The organism is Methanothermococcus okinawensis IH1 (assembly GCF_000179575.2).
Lineage (GTDB): Archaea > AGJL01 > Methanococci > Methanococcales > Methanococcaceae > Methanofervidicoccus > Methanofervidicoccus okinawensis.
In genome coordinates this window covers 686,000-707,997 of the sequence record NC_015636.1, presented here as the reverse complement: position 1 = coordinate 707,997, position 21,998 = coordinate 686,000, and the positions used below count along the sequence as shown (strand labels likewise).

26 protein-coding genes and 1 tRNA gene are annotated in these 21,998 nt (G+C 29.0%); 14 read left to right on the top strand and 13 right to left on the bottom strand.

Annotated features, from left to right (window positions below):
- Positions 1-84 precede the first annotated feature (84 nt).
- Positions 85-1,203 (bottom strand): AAA family ATPase, encoded by a 1,119-nt coding sequence (locus tag METOK_RS03555; protein WP_013866865.1) that lies wholly within the window; start codon positions 1,201-1,203, stop codon positions 85-87.
- A 315-nt stretch (positions 1,204-1,518) separates the two neighbouring features.
- On the opposite strand from METOK_RS03555, the gene METOK_RS03550 reads away from it, so the two are divergent.
- The 6 genes from METOK_RS03550 to METOK_RS03525 all read left to right on the top strand — a co-directional run bounded on the left by METOK_RS03550 (position 1,519) and on the right by METOK_RS03525 (position 5,922).
- The gene (locus tag METOK_RS03550) at positions 1,519-2,358 is read left to right on the top strand and encodes an SDH family Clp fold serine proteinase (protein WP_013866864.1); all 840 of its coding nucleotides are present in this window, start codon (positions 1,519-1,521) and stop codon (positions 2,356-2,358) included.
- Positions 2,336-2,674: a DUF192 domain-containing protein gene (locus METOK_RS03545; protein WP_013866863.1), complete on the top strand. Its 339-nt coding sequence runs from the start codon at positions 2,336-2,338 to the stop codon at positions 2,672-2,674. The genes METOK_RS03550 and METOK_RS03545 overlap by 23 nt, the downstream gene beginning before the upstream one ends.
- 83 nt (positions 2,675-2,757) lie before the next feature.
- Positions 2,758-3,570 carry a methanogenesis marker protein Mmp4/MtxX gene (mtxX, locus tag METOK_RS03540; RefSeq protein ID WP_013866862.1) on the top strand — a complete coding sequence of 271 codons (813 nt, stop codon included), beginning with the start codon at positions 2,758-2,760 and terminating at the stop codon, positions 3,568-3,570.
- A 35-nt stretch (positions 3,571-3,605) separates the two neighbouring features.
- Positions 3,606-4,397: a polyprenyl diphosphate synthase gene (gene uppS, locus METOK_RS03535; protein ID WP_013866861.1), complete on the top strand. Its 792-nt coding sequence runs from the start codon at positions 3,606-3,608 to the stop codon at positions 4,395-4,397.
- A gap of 9 nt (positions 4,398-4,406) precedes the next feature.
- The gene (locus tag METOK_RS03530; protein WP_013866860.1) at positions 4,407-4,949 is read left to right on the top strand and encodes a hypothetical protein; all 543 of its coding nucleotides are present in this window, start codon (positions 4,407-4,409) and stop codon (positions 4,947-4,949) included.
- Between the two features lie 166 nt (positions 4,950-5,115).
- On the top strand, positions 5,116-5,922 hold the full coding sequence (locus METOK_RS03525; RefSeq protein ID WP_048057865.1) for an MBL fold metallo-hydrolase: 807 nt from the start codon (positions 5,116-5,118) through the stop codon (positions 5,920-5,922).
- 16 nt (positions 5,923-5,938) lie between these two features.
- Here METOK_RS03525 and METOK_RS03520 read toward each other — a convergent pair whose 3' ends face one another.
- The 5 genes from METOK_RS03520 to gatE all read right to left on the bottom strand — a co-directional run bounded on the left by METOK_RS03520 (position 5,939) and on the right by gatE (position 11,560).
- Complete coding sequence (locus tag METOK_RS03520) at positions 5,939-6,508, bottom strand: zinc ribbon domain-containing protein (protein WP_013866858.1); 570 nt, start codon at positions 6,506-6,508, stop codon at positions 5,939-5,941.
- Entirely contained in the window at positions 6,483-7,001 is a 519-nt protein-coding gene (locus tag METOK_RS03515) for a hypothetical protein (protein ID WP_013866857.1), read from the bottom strand. Before METOK_RS03515 ends, METOK_RS03520 begins: the two co-directional genes overlap by 26 nt.
- Positions 7,002-7,019: 18 nt before the next feature.
- The gene (locus METOK_RS03510; protein WP_013866856.1) at positions 7,020-7,850 is read right to left on the bottom strand and encodes a YkgJ family cysteine cluster protein; all 831 of its coding nucleotides are present in this window, start codon (positions 7,848-7,850) and stop codon (positions 7,020-7,022) included.
- 113 nt (positions 7,851-7,963) lie between these two features.
- Complete coding sequence (locus METOK_RS03505; protein ID WP_013866855.1) at positions 7,964-9,460, bottom strand: helicase HerA domain-containing protein; 1,497 nt, start codon at positions 9,458-9,460, stop codon at positions 7,964-7,966.
- A 180-nt stretch (positions 9,461-9,640) separates the two neighbouring features.
- Positions 9,641-11,560 carry a Glu-tRNA(Gln) amidotransferase subunit GatE gene (gene gatE, locus METOK_RS03500; RefSeq protein ID WP_013866854.1) on the bottom strand — a complete coding sequence of 640 codons (1,920 nt, stop codon included), beginning with the start codon at positions 11,558-11,560 and terminating at the stop codon, positions 9,641-9,643.
- Positions 11,561-11,820: 260 nt separating this feature from the next.
- Between gatE and METOK_RS03495 the strand changes: the two genes are divergently transcribed.
- The 4 genes from METOK_RS03495 (at position 11,821) to METOK_RS03480 (ending at position 13,917) form a co-directional block, all read left to right on the top strand.
- The gene (locus METOK_RS03495; RefSeq protein ID WP_013866853.1) at positions 11,821-12,255 is read left to right on the top strand and encodes an Sjogren's syndrome/scleroderma autoantigen 1 family protein; all 435 of its coding nucleotides are present in this window, start codon (positions 11,821-11,823) and stop codon (positions 12,253-12,255) included.
- Positions 12,256-12,468: 213 nt separating this feature from the next.
- A complete protein-coding gene (locus tag METOK_RS03490) occupies positions 12,469-13,047 on the top strand; it encodes an adenylate kinase (RefSeq protein ID WP_013866852.1) in 579 nt (192 codons plus the stop codon).
- A 93-nt stretch (positions 13,048-13,140) separates the two neighbouring features.
- On the top strand, positions 13,141-13,737 hold the full coding sequence (locus METOK_RS03485) for an EMC3/TMCO1 family protein (protein ID WP_013866851.1): 597 nt from the start codon (positions 13,141-13,143) through the stop codon (positions 13,735-13,737).
- A 93-nt stretch (positions 13,738-13,830) separates the two neighbouring features.
- Positions 13,831-13,917, top strand: a tRNA-Ser gene (locus METOK_RS03480).
- Between the two features lie 500 nt (positions 13,918-14,417).
- Here METOK_RS03480 and METOK_RS03475 read toward each other — a convergent pair.
- Entirely contained in the window at positions 14,418-14,879 is a 462-nt protein-coding gene (locus tag METOK_RS03475; protein WP_013866850.1) for an acylphosphatase, read from the bottom strand.
- A 320-nt stretch (positions 14,880-15,199) separates the two neighbouring features.
- On the opposite strand from METOK_RS03475, the gene METOK_RS03470 reads away from it, so the two are divergent.
- The 3 genes from METOK_RS03470 to METOK_RS03460 all read left to right on the top strand — a co-directional run bounded on the left by METOK_RS03470 (position 15,200) and on the right by METOK_RS03460 (position 16,394).
- On the top strand, positions 15,200-15,469 hold the full coding sequence (locus METOK_RS03470) for a 50S ribosomal protein L34e (RefSeq protein ID WP_013866849.1): 270 nt from the start codon (positions 15,200-15,202) through the stop codon (positions 15,467-15,469).
- A 28-nt stretch (positions 15,470-15,497) separates the two neighbouring features.
- Complete coding sequence (gene cmk / locus METOK_RS03465; RefSeq protein WP_013866848.1) at positions 15,498-16,037, top strand: (d)CMP kinase; 540 nt, start codon at positions 15,498-15,500, stop codon at positions 16,035-16,037.
- Between the two features lie 123 nt (positions 16,038-16,160).
- Positions 16,161-16,394, top strand: coding sequence for a 50S ribosomal protein L14e (locus tag METOK_RS03460; RefSeq protein ID WP_013866847.1), 234 nt, complete (start codon positions 16,161-16,163; stop codon positions 16,392-16,394).
- Between the two features lie 129 nt (positions 16,395-16,523).
- Here METOK_RS03460 and METOK_RS03455 read toward each other — a convergent pair whose 3' ends face one another.
- The 6 genes from METOK_RS03455 to METOK_RS08875 all read right to left on the bottom strand — a co-directional run bounded on the left by METOK_RS03455 (position 16,524) and on the right by METOK_RS08875 (position 20,426).
- The gene (locus METOK_RS03455) at positions 16,524-16,925 is read right to left on the bottom strand and encodes a pyridoxamine 5'-phosphate oxidase family protein (RefSeq protein ID WP_013866846.1); all 402 of its coding nucleotides are present in this window, start codon (positions 16,923-16,925) and stop codon (positions 16,524-16,526) included.
- Between the two features lie 99 nt (positions 16,926-17,024).
- Positions 17,025-17,279, bottom strand: a complete 255-nt coding sequence (locus tag METOK_RS03450) for an AIM24 family protein (protein WP_269595617.1) — start codon at positions 17,277-17,279, stop codon at positions 17,025-17,027.
- A gap of 173 nt (positions 17,280-17,452) precedes the next feature.
- Positions 17,453-18,133: an ABC transporter ATP-binding protein gene (locus tag METOK_RS03445; RefSeq protein ID WP_013866845.1), complete on the bottom strand. Its 681-nt coding sequence runs from the start codon at positions 18,131-18,133 to the stop codon at positions 17,453-17,455.
- Entirely contained in the window at positions 18,133-19,323 is a 1,191-nt protein-coding gene (locus METOK_RS03440) for an ABC transporter permease (RefSeq protein WP_048057864.1), read from the bottom strand. Before METOK_RS03440 ends, METOK_RS03445 begins: the two co-directional genes overlap by 1 nt.
- Before the next feature lie 86 nt (positions 19,324-19,409).
- Positions 19,410-19,985: a hypothetical protein gene (locus METOK_RS08635; protein WP_013866843.1), complete on the bottom strand. Its 576-nt coding sequence runs from the start codon at positions 19,983-19,985 to the stop codon at positions 19,410-19,412.
- Between the two features lie 186 nt (positions 19,986-20,171).
- Positions 20,172-20,426, bottom strand: a complete 255-nt coding sequence (locus METOK_RS08875) for a hypothetical protein (RefSeq protein ID WP_232210793.1) — start codon at positions 20,424-20,426, stop codon at positions 20,172-20,174.
- Positions 20,427-20,733: 307 nt separating this feature from the next.
- On the opposite strand from METOK_RS08875, the gene METOK_RS03430 reads away from it, so the two are divergent.
- Entirely contained in the window at positions 20,734-21,963 is a 1,230-nt protein-coding gene (locus METOK_RS03430; protein WP_013866842.1) for a COG1361 S-layer family protein, read from the top strand.
- The last annotated feature ends 35 nt before the right edge of the window (positions 21,964-21,998 follow it).

Here is a 21,998-nt window from a genome sequence, read left to right as displayed (position 1 = left end):
TTTATTATTCTATTTATTATTTTATTTAATTATAAATTTTAAATTTACTATATATTTTAAATTTTAATTTATGTATTATATTATTTATCCATATAAATTTAAAGGCGTTTCTTTTTTATTTCCCTTTAATTTATTCAATACATCATCCAAATCTTTTTCTTCAATAAATTTTTTATCTTCCAATATTGCCTTATGAAGTGCAGGTTTTAAGAATTTTTCTTTTAGGTCTCTTCCGCTCATGCCTTTTGTTTTTTCAACATATTTTTTTAGATTTGCCTTAACTTTTATTGGCATCTTTTTTGTATAGAGCTCTATTATTTTTAATCTCTCATCATCATTTGGGAGTTCGAATTTTATCTCTTCTTCAAATCTACTTCTTACAGCATTATCAAGCATTTCAGGATTATTTGTTGCTGCAATTGTAACAATACCATCATTGTTATGTATTCCATCTAATTCTGTTAATAGTGCATTTACAATCTCTGAAACATCCCCCCTTAATGATTGATATTGCCTACTAAGTGCTATGGCATCGAGCTCATCTATAAATATAATACAGGGTCTATCATTTAATGCTTTGTTGTACAGGTCTTGGATTTGTTTTGAACCATCACCTACATGTTCCCCTATGAGCTCTGTGGCTTTTATAAGATAAAGTGGAACATCTGTTTCAGTTGCAAGAGCTCTTGCTAAAAGCGTTTTTCCAGTTCCAGGTGGTCCATAAAATAATATATTTTTTGGGGCCCATTCTCCAAACAATTCTGGACATTTTAAATATTTTATAATTATTTTGCATTTTTTCTTTGCATTTTCCTGACCAATTACCTCGTCAAATCTCGCTTTTTTAAAGTCTATATTGTTGTGGGTTCTCGCTGCTTTTAACTTAAATAGAGTATCTCGCGTTACAATTCCTCCCTCTTTGGGATATGTTGAGATTACTTTAAATGCATAATCTGGGATAATTGTAGTATCAAATATATAATCTCCTTCTTTTACAGTCTCACCTTCCCACTGGTCTCGCGCATATACATTGAATAATTTTGGGTCATCAATGGTAATTTTCAAATTCTCGCCGTTTAATTTAATAGGAAATCCAGCAGGTTCTATAATTACATATTTTAAAGCCATAATATCATCAGATAATTTTGAAGATTCTGATACTAATGGCTTTATTTTGATGGTGTTTATGTTTATTCTGTTCATTAGAACACCTCATTTTAAAATATTCGATGTAAAATATATAATTCTAATAATATTAATAAAAAATCAATAATAAAATATTTAATAATAAGATATATATTTAATGTAGGTTTAATTTATATTTAATTATACCTAATGCATATTTGCATTAGCTATATGCAAGTGTGTATTTAGTATATATATTTATAGTATATCTAACATGTAAAATATATAAATATATTTAAAGTATATTTATATTTCATTATTTAAATATGATTATAAATGTATATAAACATTTTGAGTTATATATTATAATTATTAACTATATATGGTGTGATAATGGACCCGTCAAGTCTTTTTTGGTTATTTCTTCTACTTTTATTTATGTATCCTCAATTCATGTTTAGATTGAAATTATTGCAGAGATATAATTGCATTAAAGAATTGGAAAGAGAGCGAAAAACCCGAGTAATAGTAATGATACATAGGCAAGAGCAACTGGCTCTTTTTGGAATACCCATATATAGATTTATAAATATCGAGGACAGTGAAGAGGTTTTAAGGGCAATCAGAATGACGCCTGAGGATATGCCTATTGATTTAATACTTCACACACCAGGTGGTTTGGTTCTTGCCAGCGAGCAAATAGCTATGGCATTAAAGGAACATAAGGCAAAAACAACGGTAATAATACCACATTATGCAATGAGTGGAGGTAGTTTGATATCATTGGCAGTGGATGAAATTATAATGGATAAAAATGCAGTGATGGGACCAGTAGACCCCCAAATAGGGCAATATCCAGCAGCTTCTATTATAAATACAGTGAATTCTAAATATATAGATGAGCTCGATGATGAAACATTAATACTTGCAGATGTTTCTAAAAAAGCAATAAACCAAGTTAAAGAATTTGTATTTGATTTATTAAGGGATAAGATGCCCGAAGAAAGAGCAAAAGAACTTGCTGAGACACTTTCAACAGGTAAATGGACTCATGACTATCCGCTAACTGTTAAAAAATTAAATGAATTGGGAATATCGGTAAATACAAAAGTTCCAGATAAGGTGTATAAATTATTTGATTTATACAAACAACCTGTGGGACAAAGACCTTCTGTTCAATATATACCTACCCCTTATAAAAAGGTGAATCATGTTAAAGGTAAAATTGAATAATAAAATATATCATTTAAATGTGGCGGATAATTTCATAAAACGAGCGTTTGGTTTGATGTTTAGAGATATAGGGCATGACGAGGGGCTTATATTTTACTACCATAAAAGAAAGCTCCATATACACACATGTTTTATGAAATACCCAATAGATGTTGTATTTCTAATGGATAATTCCGTTGTAGGTATTGTAAAGAATTTAAAACCATGGAAAACCTATAAATCAAATGTTTATTCAAATGCAATGATTGAAATAAAAAGCTGTGGTTTAGATTTAAAGATAGGGGATAAATTGAATATAATTGATGAAAAAGAATAATAAAATAAAAAATAATTAAAAATTAAAATAAAAAATAAAAATAAAAAAATTAAAATAGATTAAAACATAGATTAAGGGAAATCATGGTATATTTGATGGGAATTGGGAAGACCAACAATGAAGAGCTCTTAAAGGCATATCATAAATTAATAGATGAAGGTATAGAAGTTAAATTAGTAGATGACCCAAAGGAGCTCATATCATTGACTGTAAATAGGGAAGTTCAGGGTTCTATAAGGGGCACACTGTCTTCTTCTGAGGTTATACCTTATTTAAAAAAATATATCGGAAAATTTTATAGAGCATCTATTTTAAAAAATCCATTTACAAATAATTATTTTTTATTATCTCCTGTTGGTATTGATGAGGTGGATGATGAAAATGGTTTTAATGATAAAATAAATATAATAAATTATGCTATAAAGTTTTTAAATAATATAAATAATACTAATGATAATATCAATAATAATGATAATAATACTAAATGCAACCCTTATCCAAAGATTGGAATTTTATCATCAGGAAGACTTTCAGATTACGGAAGAAGTAAAAAGATAGACAAATCAATAGATGAAGGCGAAAATATTGTAAAATACATCAGTAATAGTAATAAATATAATGCTAAACATACCAATAACTTAGTAATAAAACACAAAGGTATATTGATAGAGGAATACCTAAAAGAAGGATATAATATTATTATAGCTCCTGATGGAATATCTGGAAATCTAATTTTTAGATGCTTGGGATTGGTATGTGGTATTGAAGGATGTGGTGCAGTAGTTTTAAATAACAATAATGTAAAATTTATAGACACAAGCAGGAATGGGAATTGGAAAAGGTATTATAATGCAGTAAAATTTTTAACAGGAGAGATATTAAACTCTATTAAATAACTTTAATTTAAGGATTTAAAGATTCGGTGGTGGATTTGTTCTTTAAAATTTACAATTTTTTCAATAGGTTCTGGACATTTAAGTTTTATGAAAAGATACTTGAAGGGGAAATCAATAAAAAAAAGGTTCCAAAACATATAGGAGTTATAATGGATGGTAATAGAAGAATGGCAAGAATAATGGGTGAAAAATCTACAAAAGGTCATTATATTGGTGCAAAAAAGGTCAGGGAGTTTATAGGTTGGTGTGTTGATTTAAATATAAAAATAATAACATTATATTCATTTTCTTTGGAAAACTTCAATAGACCAAAGGAAGAAGTTGATGCATTGATGAAGTTATTTGAAAGAGAATTTAGGGCTGTTGCAGAAGATAGGAATGTTCATAAATATAAAATACATATAAAGGCTATAGGTAGAATAGAGCTCCTACCTGAAAATGTTAGGGAGGCAATAGCTTATGCAGAAAATAAAACAAAGGATTATGATAACTATTATGTAAATGTTGCAATTGCATATGGGGGTCAGCAGGAGCTCGTGGATGCTATAAAAAGGATTGGGCAAAAGATAAAAAATAATGAGATGGATGTTAATGATATATCTGTGGAAACCATATCTAAACATTTGTACACTGCTCATTTACCATATCAAAATCCCGATTTAATAATAAGGACTTCTGGTGAGGAGAGGATAAGTAATTTTTTAATATGGCAGTCAAGCTATTCTGAACTTTACTTCTGCGAAACATACTGGCCTAATTTTAGAAAAATAGATTTTTTAAGGGCAATTAGGGATTATCAAAGAAGAAAAAGAAGGTTTGGAAAATAATGGGGTATTATGAAAAGTTTAAAAAATAAATTATTATTGTTATTTTCAATTTTTGCAATATTGTTGATGGTTAGTTTATCGTCGTGTTTAGATTTTTTTAATGATGATGTAAATATCCATAAAACTATAAACAATAAAAATATCACCATAAAAAATAGTAGCAATTTTGGATATAACAGAGCTCTGAATGGTAATAAAAATGTGGATAAGAATAATAAAAATAAGGATACATACAGTAATTGTAATAACTTACCCATACCTATTAACTATACGATATTAGAATATGGGCAATATGGGAAATATGATAAAAAATATTATTGTAGTTATATAGATAACCGAAAAAATACAACCATTATATGTGTTTATGGTGGTAAAAAACCCAATTATTACAGCATCAAAATAGCAAAAATAATTAAAAATAGCAATGAGGATATAACTGTTTATGTATCCAGCACTGTTCAAAATAATAATAGTATAGTAATTACTTCCCCTTATGAAATTGTAGAGGTAAATGGCATATATAAAAATGTTAAATTTATAGATACAAGATAGATATAAAAAATTATAATTTTATATATTTTAATAGGATGATATAATTTTTATATTTAATATTACTATATTTTAATATATTTTAATATTTAGTATATTTTTAATGTAATATTATTTATATTTTGAAATGCTATTTTTTATTATTAATAATTTTAAGGATGTGGTAATTTTGCGTGTTGAAATAATTTTTTTAGGTGCAGGTGGAGGAAGATGGGAAACTATTTCACAGAATAAAGGAACGGGCGGTTTTAGAATACATACTGAAAAAACAAGATTACACATAGACCCAGGTCCCGGAGCTCTTGTAAGGATGAATGAGTTAAAAATATCGCCATGGAGCACAAACGCCTTATTTGTATCTCATGACCATCCAGACCATTATACCGATGCTGAGATTATTATAGAGGCTATGACAAACGGTATGATAAAAAAAAGAGGTTATGTAATAAGCAATATTTCAGTTTTGGAAGGATTTGGGATTTACGAAAATGCAATATCAAAATATCACCAATCAAAACCTGAAAGGGTTTATTTGTTAAACCCAAAGGATTCTGTGGATATTTTAGATGTTAATTTAACGGCAACAAAGACAAAACATGGGGACCCTTTTGGAATTGGCGTAAGGGTAAAAACCAATAAGGGAGATATCGGATATACCAGCGATACGGAATATATGGAGTCATTAATTGAAGATTTTAATGGAGTAAGGGTGCTTATAGCAAATGTTGTTAGGAAAAAAAATGAGCGTATAAAAGGACATTTATGTTCAAACGATTTGATAGATTTATTGAACGAAATGAGTAATAAACCAGAAATTGCAGTTATGAATCATATGGGTTTGAAAATGACCAATCCTATTAAAGAGTGCGAATATATATCAAAAAATACAAATGTTAATGTAATTCCTGCAAAAATAGGATTAAAAATTGAACTTTTAGAAGAATCATGTGCTGTATCAAATGTTCTAAAAAATTAAAAAGATATTTTATTTTTTATTTTATCTTTTTGAGCCTGTAACCACAATATGGGCAAACCATCCATGAAGGGTCAACAGGTCTTCTACAATTGGGACATACTAAATTTTTTTCTTCTTTTTCCTTTAATAAAACTCCGCAGTGGGCACAATATGTCCATTCTTCAGAAATATGTTTATTACAATTTTTACATCTTTCTATACCTTCAAATTCCATGTTGGTGATATTGGCTCCACAGTTTGCACAGTATTCCCATCCCAAATCTATGATTTCACCACAATTTTTGCAAGTTATTAAATCTCGGGTAAATTTGGCCCCTAAGGCCTTTTTTATTTTTTCAAGAGAGATTAACGCTTCTCTTTTTAATACGGCATCCGTATCTATATTAATTATCCTTTCAACTGAACTTATTATTTCCTGTAATGTTCTTTTATCATCCATATCCATATATTGCAATGATTCAGGGTGCATATCTGCAATATCTGAAATTTTTTTTAAAGTTATTAATTTTGTAGCAGGAACACGACTTCTAAGTCCTGCCAATATACTCATTTTCTCTTCTTCATTGATTGGTGTTATTGTAGCCATAAACTCTCCTCCAATATGGAATATTTACATCTTTAACTTTTAGCACTCCTAGTTTAATTATTTTACGGTAATAATAATACATATTTGATGATATATCCGCGTCAGAGATATTTAAAAGCCCCGATATTTCAGCAGCATTTCTATCAATTTTAAATTTATAATATTCCTTTAATTTACCTGTATCATTGTAATATGCTATTATTTGAACTTCATCGATATTATGGTAATGATTGAACATATACCATGTAATATAACATATTTCAGCTTTGGTTTTAGAGTCTATATTGTTTAGATGCTCATATGGAGATGGGTTTTTGATTTGATATACAATAGACACGTTTTTATTATCTATTTTTTTGGTTTCTATACTATATACATCATACTTTTTTAAATCTGAGTTATTTGCATCACTATGTTGAATAACCCATAAAATTGGTAATATTACTAAGATGGTAGTTATTAGTATAATAATTACTTCTTTTTTCATCATCATATTTTCACTAAAAATATATTATTTATGGTAATTTAAGATTTTTGAATCGATAACCCCTTCACCTTTGAATATGTCACTATATTTACTCAATTCTTTTCCAATATTTAACAGGTAGTATATCTCTTTTTTAAAACTTAGTTTTCTAAAATGTTCTCTTCTATTAAGTTCTCCTAAATATCTTATTATCTCTTCTTCATTTTTAATAAATATTTCGCTATCATGATTTAATTTTTTCATATCTTTAAATATATCAATATTCAAAACCTCTTTACATTTTTCAGAGAGCTCCTCCAAATTACTACTGTCAAAAATATATCTTCCGAGCTCCTCTCGCTCTTCCCATGAGATTAATGTATTATTGTTTAGTCTGGTTTTTGTGGAATGTTCCATCCCCATATTTATTATTTCATCCATTTCATCAAGATATAATTCTTCACAACATTCTATGGCATGTTTAATTATTTTATCATCGCATTTTCCTTTTTTAATACCGTTGCAGTAATGCTTAATTATTAAAAGCAAATCTCCATTCCATTTTACCATAAAACTAAATGGAAATAATTTACACATAATAGGTTTAAATTCATACCCTTTTTTAAGTTGAATATTGCATAAATTGTTACTGTTTAAAAGAACGCAGCCCCTATTGTTTGTTTTGAGTCGTTTAGTGAATCCCAACCCTGTAATATCTTCTTTTATTTCTTCGATATATTCTTCATATTCCTTTAACTTCAAAGTATCAAAATATGATAAATATATTCTCCAATCCTTACAGCTACAACAATATCCACAGTTGATACATTCATAAGTTATACCATCAAATGTTATCTCCCAATTCGTAGAGCTCACCTCTTTATATATTAATATAGGAGCTCATATAATAAAAGCTTTTTAATTAATAAAAAGTACATCAATAGGATTATTTTTTATATTTTTTATTATTATTTTTATTTTACATTTTTTTAATCCAGTCCTCCAAACATATCATCGGATGAGAGCCGTTTTTCGTTGTTGTAATTATTGCTGTTATTATTCCATATATTTACGATATTTAAATCCTTTCCCCCATAATCTCCATTAAATCTATTTATTTTAACTATTGCAGGGATATTTAATGCAGGACCAAGTATTACAGCCTCACCAACATTTAACCCGGGGAGTTGTTTAAGTAAGTCCTCACTTAGATTTTCAGAGGCATGTTGCACATGTGCTTGGTCAGAAGGCTCTATCAATTTTGAAATTATTAAATTATTACACTGGGATAATGACTCCTGGTCAAGTGTCTTTGGTCTTTGGGATACAAGGCATATTCCAACCCCAAATTTTCTTCCTTCTCGGGCTATTCTCGATATATATAATTTTGATTTTGTATATCTGTTCTGTGGAACGATAAGATGAGCCTCTTCAAATATTATAAATATAGGTTTCGGAGCTCCGTTTCTTAAAGAGTCCTTTCTATCTTTCAATATTTCCTTTGAAAAGTATGAAACAATAACATCCATATCGTTTTCATCCAAGCTTTCAAGTGAAAGTATATTTATATGGTTATCCCTTATCTCCTCTATTGGATTATAATGAAGAGCTATTAAATGCTTTTTAAATTGTAGCATATCTTCCAATCTAAAAATTGCGGTTTGAATGCTATCGGCATCTTTTTTATTGATTTCCATAAATGATTCAAGTTCTATTATTACTTCATTTATATAATCCTCCGCAGAGTTAAAATCGCTTTCTCTATATCGATTTTTTACATTTTTAATGGCTTTTCTAATATAAGGTCTTTGTTTTGTAGCTTGGGCATCTACGCCAGCTAAATCTGCTAAACTACCGCTACCAATATTGTATATATTTATTTTAGGTTTTATAATATGAGTTTTTAATTTATTATCTGAGTCGTAGGATTCAATGCCTTTATACTCCCCATGCACATCACACACAAGCACGGTGGCATTTAATTTACTGAGCTCCGATAGTAGCACGGCAACGGTATTTGATTTTCCCATACCTGTAATTGCAAGTATTGCCAAATGCCTTGAACATAATTTATTTACATCCAATTTAACAGGAATATCCTTTGAAATAAGCTTCCCTATCTCAATATCTCCATTCGAAAACATCCTTTTTAATGTATTTTCATCAGCGGCATATACCTCAGTTCCGGGTTTTGGAGGAACCCTTGGAATTTTCTTGTAATTTATATCTCCTAAAACCTTTATTTTACCCATAATGTAAAATGAATCCTCAATTTCCAATTTTTTTAACTTTAATAGGTCTTTTACATTTAGCACTTCATCAAAAACAGGGCATCCTTGCATTACCCCTTCAATCATTCCAAGAATCTCCATTCCATCGTCGTATTTTATAGAAACATAACTACCAATTTCTGGAATTTTATCTGATAAAAATGAGAGCTCAGTAGTTGTGGTTTCTCCAACTACATATCCTATAATTTCTTTCATAGTATATCCCCTAATTTAGCTGATTTAACTAATCTAATTTAACATATAATGATATTGATATATCGAATTATAAATTAAAATTTGAAAATTTAAAAAATAAATAAAAATACATGAAAAATAAAAGGTATATAATATATATTAAAATTATATATAAAAATAAATAAAAATACATACTAAAATTTATTGCATATTTGTTAGTTTATCCTTCAATATGCTGTTTATTAATTTTCCATCGGCTTTACCCCTAAGAACTGCCATACATCTACCCATTAACATTCCCATAGCACCCATACCTTTGCTTTTTACAATATCTATATTTTGATTTATTATATCGGTTATTATATCCTCAACCTCTTCTTTTGATAGTGATTTAAGACCTTTTATTTCCAAAATCTCATTCAAATCCTTTTCAGGATATTCTGCAAATCCTTTTAATACCTCAATAACAGCCTCTTTTGACATTTTTTTATTGGATAATCCATCAAATACCTCATTAAAGTGTCTTTCAGTTAAAACATCCACATTATAGCCTTCCCTTTTAATTTCTCTCAATGTTCCCTCCAATGTTGTGGCAATTAGCGTTGGTTTTATGTTTTTATCCTTATATTTTTTACATAATTTTTCGAATAATTCAACACGATGAGACATTACCATAATTTCTGCCAAATCCTTATTTAAATTATACTCTTTCATAAATCTTTCCAATTTTTCCTCAGGCATCTCTGGTAAATTGTTTTTTATGTCTTCGATAACTTTTTTATTTATTTTTATGGCGGGAATATCGGTTTCTGGATACATTCTTGCAGAGCCAGGAAGCGGTCTTAAATAGGAAGTATTTCCATTTTCAAGTGCTTTTCTAGTTTCCTCAGGAACTCCCTTAATGGCCTCCTGAGCTCTTTCAATGATTGCATTTAATGCCCTATCCACCTTATGTTCTTCATCAGCTACGAGAACTATGGCATCTTTTTCGGTAATTTCTGTTTTAAGCTGTTCTTTAACATATTCCTTTAACATATTCACCTCTTCCTGAGTAATGCCGTAATTTGGGAGCTCGTCCGTGTGAAACAATCCACCTACTCCTGCAATCACCTTTGCCCTGTCTGATAATTCAGTTCCGAGTCTTCTACCTGGTTGAATTTCTTTTCCAACAAGCCCTCCAAATCCTTTTAACAATACAGCTTTTATTTTTCCATTTTTCTTTTTTAAGGCATTTTTAATAACTTTTGATTTTGTGTTTTTTAGGAGCTCCGTTATATCAATTATATTATCTACAATTTTGGCATCCCTTTCCTTTAATGCACCTGCTATTTCCAATAGATTAATCTGCCTAATTACTTCATTTTCAATTATTTTCTCAATTAAATCAAGATTTTGAACCCCTTTAACCTCTATCCTTGCCCCATTTTTAATCGATATATTTACATCCTGTCTTATCGTCCCAAGACCTCTTTTTACCTTACCAGTAGCCCTTAATATCATACCTATTCGTCTTGCAGCTTCTTTCCCCATCTTTGGAGATGTAATGTCTGGTTCTGTGGTAATTTCCAATAGTGGTATTCCCAATCTGTCAAGACGATATATTATGTAATCTTTCCCATCTTCTATTTTTCTACAAGCGTCTTCCTCCAAACATAAACTTGTAATACCCACTTTTCCGTATTCTGTTTCAATGTATCCATCATTGGAAATAAACATGGTTCTTTGAAATCCTGATGTATTTGAACCATCAATTACTATTTTTCTCATAGTATGAATTTCATCGACTATATTCATGTTCATTAAACAAGATACCTGCAATGCAGTTTTTATGGCTTCTTCTGATGGTGGATGTGGTGGTTCTTCATCCAATTCAACTAAACATGTTGTATCGTTGTAGTATTGATATATAAATGTTTTACCTTTTTTAGATTCGATAAGTGCAGCTTTATCAATTTCCCCCATCTCACTTTGGGATGTTCTTAATATCCTTCTAATCTCACCATCGGGTTTATCATCCCTTATTGTAGTGGGACAGTTGCAAAAAAGCTTCCTCTTTGTATTTAATTGCTGGTGTATCTCTAAACCTACCTTTAATCCTAAATTTTTATAATCCACTTCCATTTTATCACCAATCTGAATAATATCTAATCATATCAATAGTAATATAATAAATTATAAATTAATACATTATTTTAAATGCCTTATATTAAATTATTTTAAAATGTTTGTTTATTATATTATTTATTATATGGATTTATATAGAATAATATATAATTAAACCAGATTTTTAAGTAAATAAAATATAAGATAGTAATATAAAGCATTTATAATTAAGTATGATTTGTTATTTATTTTAAGTAATTTAAGTTTTTGGTGAGCTCATGCAACATGGGAGTAAATATGAAAAAGAGAACGATGTTGTAAAAATTGCATCCAAGGAAATGTTAAAGGGTTCTAAAATGCTTGGAAAACACTGCAAAAAATGTGGTTTTCCATTATTTGAAGATAAAAAAGGGAATGTATATTGCCCAAATTGTGAGTATAAAAGAATTATCAATAAAGACACCAATAATAAAATAGAAAATGAAATGAAAAAAGAAGCGATTTTTAAACAATCTCCAAGTGAAACTAAGGAAAAAGAGATAAATAATATAAATAATATGAATAATGTAAATATAAATAATATTATAAATAAAAAAATAAATTATTTATTTAAAAAATTGGATGATGAATATGAAGTAGGTAGGATAGTTGAAATAGGAATAGCTATCGAAATGCTGATTAAATTAAACAATGATTTAAATAATAGTAGGTAAAATATAATAGTAAAGATAACAATAATAAAAGATAATACTGATATATAATAGATAATGTATTAATTATGCGTTTTTAACATCAATGAAGTTTAAAGTATAAATTAAAGTAATATATAACAAATGTATATATATGCAACTGTAATAATTTTTTATAAGATTTAATTTATAAGATTTTAAACCTTAATGTTTATTAATAAATAAAAAGGTGATATTATGAAAAATAAATTAGTAGTTATTACAGGAGTTCCCGGTGTAGGGGGCACTACAATTACGCAGAAGGCAATTGATGTATTGAAAGAAGAAGGTATTAACTATAAAATGGTTAATTTTGGAACTGTGATGTTTGAAGTAGCAAAAGCTGAAAATCTTGTAGAGGACAGGGACCAAATGAGAAAATTAGACCCTGATACTCAAAAAAGAATCCAAAAAATGGCTGGAAGAAAAATAGCAGAAATGGCTATGCAATCTCCCGTTGCAGTAGACACCCACAGCACAGTTAAAACACCTAAGGGATACTTACCAGGTCTTCCAATATGGGTATTGGATGAGCTCCAACCCGATATAATTGTGGTTGTTGAGACAACAGGCGATGAGATTTTAATGAGAAGATTAGGCGATGAAACAAGAAATAGGGATTTAGAAATGACTAAAAATATAGAGGAACACCAGTTCATGAATAGATGTGCTGCAATGGCTTATGGGGTATTAACAGGAGCTACTGTCAAAATAGTTAAAAACAGGAACAAATTATTGGATGATGCTATTGAGGAATTGGTTTCAGTTTTAAGATAATTTTATATATTATCATTTAACTTTTTTAATGGTTAATTAAAATTATTTAATTTATTCTATAAAAAACTAAATAAAAATAATACGGGGATAAAAATGTTTGGATCTATTTTCAATATATTTTACAATTCATTAGATGCAGTATTTATGCCACTTATTAAATATATGGCTCCATCTATTGCCATATTCATAATAGCGTTTATTGTTTCATTTATAATAAATTTAGCTACAAAATTACTTGTTAATCAAGAAAGGATGGCAGAATTAAAAAAAGAAGTTCAAGAATTCCAAGTTAAAGCAAAAAAAGCAGCAAAAGATCCCGAGCTCATGAAACAATTGCAGGAAGAACAGCAAAAAATGATGGCAATGCAGATGGAAATGATGAAGATGAGTTTCAAACCTATGATATATACATGGGTTCCAATTATAGCCATATTTGCATATTTAAGACATGTTTATGGTTTTGGAGGTGTTTTCCATCATTTAGTACCTGGATGGGATGGAATAGTGGTTCATCTTCCAATAATCTTATCAAAAATATTATTTGTATCAGCTTTCCACTGGCTCGGAGGTATGTTTTATCATGGCGGATTTGGTGTAGTTTCCAATGAAGCACTTGGATGGCTTGGATGGTATATTCTATGTTCAATGGCCACATCCATGACACTAAGAAAAGTAATGGGTATAAAATAATATTGTTGAAATATTTACATATTATATTATTTATATATTTTTTTAACCAAAAAGTATATATATTACTTTATTCATTTAATAAATAGGTTAAGTGCGGAGGTGGTCGAGCCTGGACTATGGCGCCGGACTTGAAATCCGGTGAGGCTTTGCCTCGCAAGGGTTCAAATCCCTTCCTCCGCGCCTTTTATTTTAGAAAGGTATATCTATTAATTTATATACACTACATTTTTAGGTTCCAAAACGAACGAAGTGAGTTTTGGACTTTGGGTAGCATCCTTTTTTAAAGGATGCGTTCAAATCCCTTCCTCCGCGCCTTTTATTTTAGAAAGGTATATCTATTAATTTATATACACTACATTTTTAGGTTCCAAAACGAACGAAGTGAGTTTTGGACTTTGGGTAGCATCCTTTTTTAAAGGATGCGTTCAAATCCCTTCCTCCGCGCCTTTTATTTTAGAAAGGTATATCTATTAATTTATATACACTACATTTTTAGGTTCCAAAACGAACGAAGTGAGTTTTGGACTTTGGGTAGCATCCTTTTTTAAAGGATGCGTTCAAATCCCTTCCTCCGCGCCTTTTATTTTAGAAAATAATATTTATATATTTACATGTAATATTTTAATGAAGATATACTATCGAAGCAATAAACATGTTAAATCCAAAAAAAGAAATAAATCTTAATTTTTATTTCTTAGTTCATCCCTAATCTCTTTTAAAATTTCCTTCATTTCCTCTTGACCTCTTATTATTGTATCCTGCCCTTTTTTAACATCATCCAAAACCCCAAATATCATTTTAATATATTTAACTCCTTCATCGAGTTTTTTATTAAGTTCTATTAAATCATCTGCGGATATTCTGTTTATACCTTTTGGAAATTCAATATATGATTTTAATTCCCTCTCTTCGATTTTGTCAATACTTATTAGGTTGTCATCCTCTTCCAATTCTTTTATTACTTCTTTAAATAATCTTTTCTTTTTTTCAGAGTTGAAGTTTGCTAAAATCCTTACAGTTTCATCCTTATAATTATACACTATCCCATTTATACCCAAACCTCTTCCGATATCTTCTATTCTATTTCTAAAACCAACATGCTGAACTTTTCCATATATTTTTAATTCATAGGTTGTAGCCATATTTTCACCTTTTACAATAATATATTTAGAATAACTTCTATATATTTTATTCTATATTGCAAGTATCACCTAAGTATAATAAGGAGCTCCGATGATAATTTATAAATAGATAAATAACTTTAACAGCATATTCTATTCTAAACAATATTTAATAGATACCGTAATAAATTATTTTCATAAACGCTTCTTTACTTAACAAAAATTTTATATACTATAAATGCATAGTTAATCTACTATTTTATAGATATCATATATTTAATGATAAAATATATGGTTATGAAATTAGTTATATATATTTATTAAAAACAGGAGGTAATAATATGCCTGCTCCAAGATATAAATCAGGTTCATTTAAAAAAATATCAAGGAGAGCTCCTGGAAACAAGACTGTATTGCATTACAGAAGAGAAAAACCTTCAAATGCAAGATGTGCATGTTGTGGAGCTCTTTTGAATGGTGTTCCAAAAGGAAGAGCATATCAAATAGCAAAACTATCAAAGACCGAAAAAAGACCTGAAAGACCTTATGGTGGCTATTTGTGCCCTAAATGTCTTAAAAGGTTAATAATTGAAAAAGCAAGAAATTTATAAGAAGGATGAAAGTTCATAAGGTGTTGTAATGATAATAACCATTGGAGGACTGCCAGGAACAGGAACTACAACGATGTCAAAGCTAATAGCTGAAAAATATAACCTCAAACATGTATGTGCAGGTTTTATATTTAGAGATATGGCAAAAGAGAAAAACATGACATTGCAAGAATTCAGCAAATATGCAGAAGAACATCCTGAAATTGATAAAGAAATAGATAAGAAACAGGTAGAATTGGCAAAAAAAGGAAATATAGTTCTTGAAGGCAGGCTTGCAGCATGGATGCTTAAAAATAACAATATAAATCCAACATTATCGATATGGTTGAGAGCTCCTCCAATGGTAAGATGTGAAAGAATAAGTGAAAGAGAAAACGAAGACATCAACACCGCATTAACTAAAATGATAAATAGAGAAAATAGTGAGAAGAAGAGATACAAAGAAATATACAATATCGATATAGATGATTTGTCAATATATGATATTGTAATCGATTCTTCAACATGGAATATAAACGGAGTGTTTAATATCATCTGTGAAGCAATAGATAATTTAGAAAATAAATAAAATAAACTAAAATATAAAAATATAATAAATTAAAACAGATGATATATAAATAACTCCTCCCCTTTTAAAGGATGAATTGTAATTGGCGACAATTACAACAACAAAAACTGAGGTGAGGTATTTATGTCAGCAATAGAAGTAGGAAGAGTATGCATTAAAACATTAGGTAGAGAAGCAGGAAAAACCTGCGTTGTTGTAGATATATTGGATAAAAACTTTGTTGTAATAGATGGAAATGTTAAAAGAAGAAGATGCAATATAAAACACATCGAACCAACAGATAAAAAAGTTGAAATTGAAAAAGGAGCTTCAACAGAAGAAGTAAAATTAGCATTAGATACAGCAGGCTTATTATAACCTCTTTTTAATTATTTCTAATTATTTTTTACTTATAAATTTTAATTTTTAGTTTTTTGAAAGTTATTATCTAAATATAACTATAACTTATATTAATTATAAAACATTTAAAAAATAGAATATTTAAAATTATTCATCTTTTGCTATTAATTTTCCAGCATCTTCTCCTGATTTTATATTGTATATCTCTTTTATTTTTATTACAACTGCTCCTTTTGGAACTTTATCAAATGGTTTATCTATTTCTTTTGCAACTTCGAACCATTCTCCTTCGGTATAGTATTCTGCAACACCTTTGTATTGGAATGGATTGTCCCTACAATCTGATGTTGCAATAGCTACATTTGGATTTTCTTTGATATTTTTTAAGGTTTTGTGCATAAAATTATCGCATATTACAACAGTTTCATCATCTACAACTTTAAGAGCTTTCATAGGAACAACATTTGGTATTCCATCTTTTGAGGATGTTGCAAGAAATACAATAGCTTCATTTATTGATTTTTTCATTTCTTCTGTGAGTTTTACCATGGATATCACCACTTATGTGTTAAATATGTTATATTCCATATTTTTTTCTTACTATTTATTTTTATCTATTACTTTTTATAATATTTATTTTCCATGTTTTTATTTTTTATCAATTGGCAAATATTTCATTAAAAAATCTGCAAAACTATCCATGTTTCTTGTTTGGATATACACCTTTCCAGTTCCTTTAAATTCATAAACTACACCTTCCCCACCAAGTAATGATGATTTTAATCTTCCAATTCTTCTTAATGAATAGGATAATCCCTCTGTGAATCCAACAAGATTACCGTTATCAACTATTAAACTTTCATCATTTAATTCCACAGTTTCAAGAGTTCCGAAGAATGATATTCTATTTTAAAGTCATATTCTGCCATATTATCCCCCTAAATTTTTGGTTAAGTAATATGTAATGTAGTTGATAATGTAATATTAATTTTTTATATTATATGATATATAGATTCAGATTATTTATAACCAAATTTTTAATTCACCGATTTATAAACTCCTAATGTTTAATATGTCTAATGTTCCACAATATCTATAATTTCGCCATCTTTCATTTTTACAACTTTTGTGGCATATCTTGTGTATTCCAACTCATGAGTGACCATTATTATAGTAATACCATTATCGTGGAGCTCCCTTAACATGTTCATAACTTGATTTCCACTTTTACTATCTAAATTTCCCGTAGGTTCATCTGCAAATATTATTTTTGGTTTATTTGCAAGAGCTCGTGCTATTGCAACTCTCTGCATCTGACCCCCACTCAACTGATTTGGATAGTGATTTGCCCGTTTTTCGAGACCAACAGATTTTAACAGTTTTTTTGCCCTTTTTATTCGATAACTTTTATCCATTTCATTGAGCATCATGGGGAGTTCTACATTTTCCAATGCTGTTAAGGTATTTATCAGATGAAACTGCTGAAATACAAAACCGCTTATTTTTCTTCTAAATATGGCTCTTTCATTCTCACTCATAAGCGTAGTTTTTTTACCATTGATATAAACCATGCCTTTATTAGGAACATCCAATAGACCAAGAATATTTAAAAATGTGGATTTTCCACATCCACTTGGACCTGTTATTATTACAAATTCTCCCTTATCTATTTTTAAATTTAATCCTTTTAAAACTACGGTTTTAGCTTCTCCTTTTCCATATATTTTCCACAGATTTTTCACTTCTATAAATGTCATTATAGCCCTCTTAATGTATCGATAGGATTTAATTTAGCCCCGCTTCTTGCAGGGAAGTATCCGCTAATTACACCTATGATAAACGAAAATACCAACACACCAACTATGAGTTCCCATGAAATCCATGCCTGAATCATACCATACCCCATATTATGGGCGACTATCTCAACCGATTTGGCAATAATTAAACCTATAATTAAACCTACAATTCCGCCCAATAAACCTAAAAATCCTGCTTCAAATACAAATATTGATAGTATCGTCGTGGTTTCTGCACCAAGTGCTTTTAAAATCCCAATGTCCTTCCTTCTTTCAAGTATGCTCATATGCATTGTGTTGGATATACCAATGGCACCAACCAATAAGGATATTCCAGCAACTCCTGCCACAAACATGGTTAATACTCCCAATATGCTACCAATAGATTTTGCCATCTGTTCCGCAGTTAAAATACTAAAATCATCAGTTCCCATGGACTTTTTTAAATTATTTTTTATATTGTTAGATACTTTTTTAACATTTGCACCATTTTTTATTTTCACCATGATATAGTTGTATTCTCCTTTTTTATTAAATAGTTCTTCACCTGAACTCATGGGTATTATCACCATATTGTCATCCTGCTGATTTCCAACTTGGGACATGATTCCAACAATTTTAAATTTTTTTCCGTTGAGATATATTGCATCCCCCACACCCAATTCTTTTTTAAATAAATTATGTGCTACCCCATAACCTATTATGCATTTGTATTTATCGTTATTTGATAACCACCTGCCTTTTTCAATTCCATACCCCCCTACATCAGAATAAACAGATTTTATAGTGGAAGGTTCTGCGTAAAATAGACTTGTAAAATACTTTTCATCCCTATGCTCAATACTAACTCCACCATACCACCCATATAATACTTCATCCACTCCATTTGTATTTTTAATGGCTTTAACATCTTTATCTTCAAAAAGTTTAGTTGGTGGAATCCCAAATTGTTTCATTGGTAAAATTTGTATTTTGTTTGCACCTAACTTTCCAGTTTCTTCCTGTATGTAATTTTGAACACCATAACCCAAAGAAATAAGGCTTACAACTGCCACAATACCTATTACGATACCAATAATTGTTAGCAAACTCTGGGTTCTTTTCTGGGTTATGTTTTTTCCTGCAAAGGATATTATATCCATAGGCTTCATTGTTTCACCAAACTGATAGTATATTTTAACATATATCATGTATAATACTCCTAATATCAATAGTATAATAATAACTGACAGTGTGATTACGGTATTCCTCTCTTTATTAGTTCTTTACTACACGATTTAACCACTTCATAAAATGATAAACCATATTTATGGCTTAAATATTCTATGCAATTTGAAACTATTGCTAAAAATCTAATAAACCCTATATTACTATTTTTAGATGTTAAATAGTTCCCTTCAATTTTTAAAACTGATTTATCCCTTCGATGCTTTTCTTCTATCATAGGTCTCTTGATATATTCCCCTATTATATTTTCTGCCTTCTTTTTATGGTCTATACATACCAAATACTTGGGTTCCTCCTGGTTTCGAAGCGAATCTGAAAGATTCGCTGACTTACAAAAACCCCTTGGGTTTTTGTTAAGTTTCATTAGCACTGCAACGATTTTAACCCTACCTACATTAGGGATATTAACCACTTTATGATATAGTTTAACTTCTGTTTCGTTAATTGTCCTTAATTTAAACTTATTTTCTTCCAAATCCTTCTTAAATAGTTTTTCTATTTGGACTTTCTTACCAAAATACTCAACTATGATGTTTTTCTTAATTTTCCCAATGTAACATAGACCCAATTTCTTAGACTCCTTCATAACATCCTTTGTAGTTATAAAAGCGTCTCCTATTACCGTCCTGATATCGGTGTTGGATAAGAACCCAAGAATATCTATAAATATATTTGTAGATTTTTTGTTTAAAGGTTTTGTTGTAGTATAAATTGAGTATATCCCTTTTTATTATGATAAATACAGCAATTTATTTGTTCTTGATATAATTTTCTATTGTTCTTCGATGTAATTATATCTAATAATACATCCATAAACCTTTTCACTCCATCTCCTTATGAATGTTGAATCAATTATTGCAGTGAATCTAAACCTTTTATCATTCAAGATATCGGGAAGGCTTGCTAATTGGTTATATACGCAAATCTCATTTTTTGATAGTTTTTGAATGTTTTTGATGATGGTAGTTCTGTGGATTTTTGAAATACTCTCTGAAAATGCTTTAATGGTCTTTATTGGGGTTAGCACTCTAACCTGTGCAAACCTGGATAACTCATCTGAACAGTTAAATCCTAAACTATTTATAGAATTAGTGAGTACATTATTAAGTGTTTCTAACCTGTTATCACTAAACTTTTTTATTTGAGTATATTGCTTTTAACTATTTTTATTTTTTGATGTTAAGGTTGATATCGTTAAATCACACTATCAGTTTATAAAATAATAATATGGAAAATAGTATAAAATAAATTAAAATACAATAATATATCCATATAATTAATATAATAAGTAAGTAGCTATATAAATTAATTAAAAATAAGAAAATGGCGAAATTATGAAAAAAATATTTTCTATTTTGGTTTTAATATTTTTAGCAACATCTATAAGTTATGGATTAACTATTGATAATCCCCAGTATCGTGTGGATAAAATATCACCAACTGAAAAATCCCCAAATATAATCCATCCGGGAGACGATGTAGATTTGTGGTTTAAAATAACCAATAACAAATACAACAAAGAGGTAAAAGATGTAAGGGTATCAATTACACCACATTATCCATTTGAAATAAAACAGGTAAATCCTATAAAAGGAACAGCCACTATATCTCATTTAAATATTGGTGAAAGTGATACAACATATTTTAAGCTTCATGTAAATGAGGACGCACCATCGGGATATTACAGAATAGATGTAAATGTTGAAGCAACAGAATACAGCAAAAATAGTGGAGAATATCAGGTAAATTTCACAAAAATATACTATCTACCAGTTTATGGTATTGCAAATTTTGAGATTTATACAAACAATGATAATATAAACCCTGCTAAGACAAAAAATATGTCTATAATACTTAAAAATAGAGGTACAGGAATTGCCAAATACCTAACGCTCAATTTAAAAGGGTCTGAAAATGTCAATATCGTAGGTCCTACAACATTCTATTTAAAATCTGTAAAACCCAATGAAAATATAAGGATTCCAACAATAAAGATTTATGCACTTACCAAAGCAAATGATGGTATTTATCCAATAACAGCAACAATGCACTGGATTGGAGAAGATGGAAATACATACAGTTCAACAATCCCAATAAACATTAAGGTCGTAAAAAAGATATATAATAACAGTGTTTTTGTATATTTAGATGAATATGAATATAATCCAGAAGGTTCTGAGATAGACATTGGAGTAGCAAATAGAGGTTCTACTCCCATAAAACACTGCGTTTTAAAAATGAGTGGAATAACCGACTTAAATAATAATTATATTAAATATATTGGGGATTTAGATGAGGATGATTATGATACTGTAACCTATACAGTATGTGGGAAATTAAATGAAACAGTGCCTGTAAAAGTAGATTTAACATATTTTGACGACTATCACAATGAATATCATATTTCAAAAACATTTAATATAACATTTAAGGAAAATACAGAGGCTAAGTCATATACTAACTATTATTACTTGATAATAGGTTTAGTTATAATAATAATTGTATATTATATATATAAAAAGAGAAGAAAAAAGGAAATATACGAATATGAAGAGGAAGAATAAATATTTAATCTATTTTATATTTTATTATTTTTTAT

Coding starts and splice junctions, on each gene's coding strand:
- gatE (WP_013866854.1), bottom strand. CDS start 11,560: ATGGAAGTGGATTATAAAAATTTAGGATTAAAGGTAGGTTTAGAGATA.
- METOK_RS03495 (WP_013866853.1), top strand. CDS start 11,821: ATGCAACATGGGAGTAAATATGAAAAAGAGAACGATGTTGTAAAAATT.
- METOK_RS03515 (WP_013866857.1), bottom strand. CDS start 7,001: ATGATGATGAAAAAAGAAGTAATTATTATACTAATAACTACCATCTTA.
- METOK_RS03505 (WP_013866855.1), bottom strand. CDS start 9,460: ATGAAAGAAATTATAGGATATGTAGTTGGAGAAACCACAACTACTGAG.
- METOK_RS08635 (WP_013866843.1), bottom strand. CDS start 19,985: ATGAAGGAGTCTAAGAAATTGGGTCTATGTTACATTGGGAAAATTAAG.
- METOK_RS03490 (WP_013866852.1), top strand. CDS start 12,469: ATGAAAAATAAATTAGTAGTTATTACAGGAGTTCCCGGTGTAGGGGGC.
- METOK_RS03440 (WP_048057864.1), bottom strand. CDS start 19,323: ATGAAGCCTATGGATATAATATCCTTTGCAGGAAAAAACATAACCCAG.
- METOK_RS03485 (WP_013866851.1), top strand. CDS start 13,141: ATGTTTGGATCTATTTTCAATATATTTTACAATTCATTAGATGCAGTA.
- METOK_RS03520 (WP_013866858.1), bottom strand. CDS start 6,508: ATGGCTACAATAACACCAATCAATGAAGAAGAGAAAATGAGTATATTG.
- METOK_RS03445 (WP_013866845.1), bottom strand. CDS start 18,133: ATGACATTTATAGAAGTGAAAAATCTGTGGAAAATATATGGAAAAGGA.
- METOK_RS03430 (WP_013866842.1), top strand. CDS start 20,734: ATGAAAAAAATATTTTCTATTTTGGTTTTAATATTTTTAGCAACATCT.
- METOK_RS03550 (WP_013866864.1), top strand. CDS start 1,519: ATGGACCCGTCAAGTCTTTTTTGGTTATTTCTTCTACTTTTATTTATG.
- METOK_RS03475 (WP_013866850.1), bottom strand. CDS start 14,879: ATGGCTACAACCTATGAATTAAAAATATATGGAAAAGTTCAGCATGTT.
- METOK_RS03455 (WP_013866846.1), bottom strand. CDS start 16,925: ATGGTAAAACTCACAGAAGAAATGAAAAAATCAATAAATGAAGCTATT.
- cmk (WP_013866848.1), top strand. CDS start 15,498: ATGATAATAACCATTGGAGGACTGCCAGGAACAGGAACTACAACGATG.
- mtxX (WP_013866862.1), top strand. CDS start 2,758: ATGGTATATTTGATGGGAATTGGGAAGACCAACAATGAAGAGCTCTTA.
- METOK_RS03460 (WP_013866847.1), top strand. CDS start 16,161: ATGTCAGCAATAGAAGTAGGAAGAGTATGCATTAAAACATTAGGTAGA.
- METOK_RS03555 (WP_013866865.1), bottom strand. CDS start 1,203: ATGAACAGAATAAACATAAACACCATCAAAATAAAGCCATTAGTATCA.
- METOK_RS03470 (WP_013866849.1), top strand. CDS start 15,200: ATGCCTGCTCCAAGATATAAATCAGGTTCATTTAAAAAAATATCAAGG.
- METOK_RS03545 (WP_013866863.1), top strand. CDS start 2,336: ATGTTAAAGGTAAAATTGAATAATAAAATATATCATTTAAATGTGGCG.
- METOK_RS03530 (WP_013866860.1), top strand. CDS start 4,407: ATGAAAAGTTTAAAAAATAAATTATTATTGTTATTTTCAATTTTTGCA.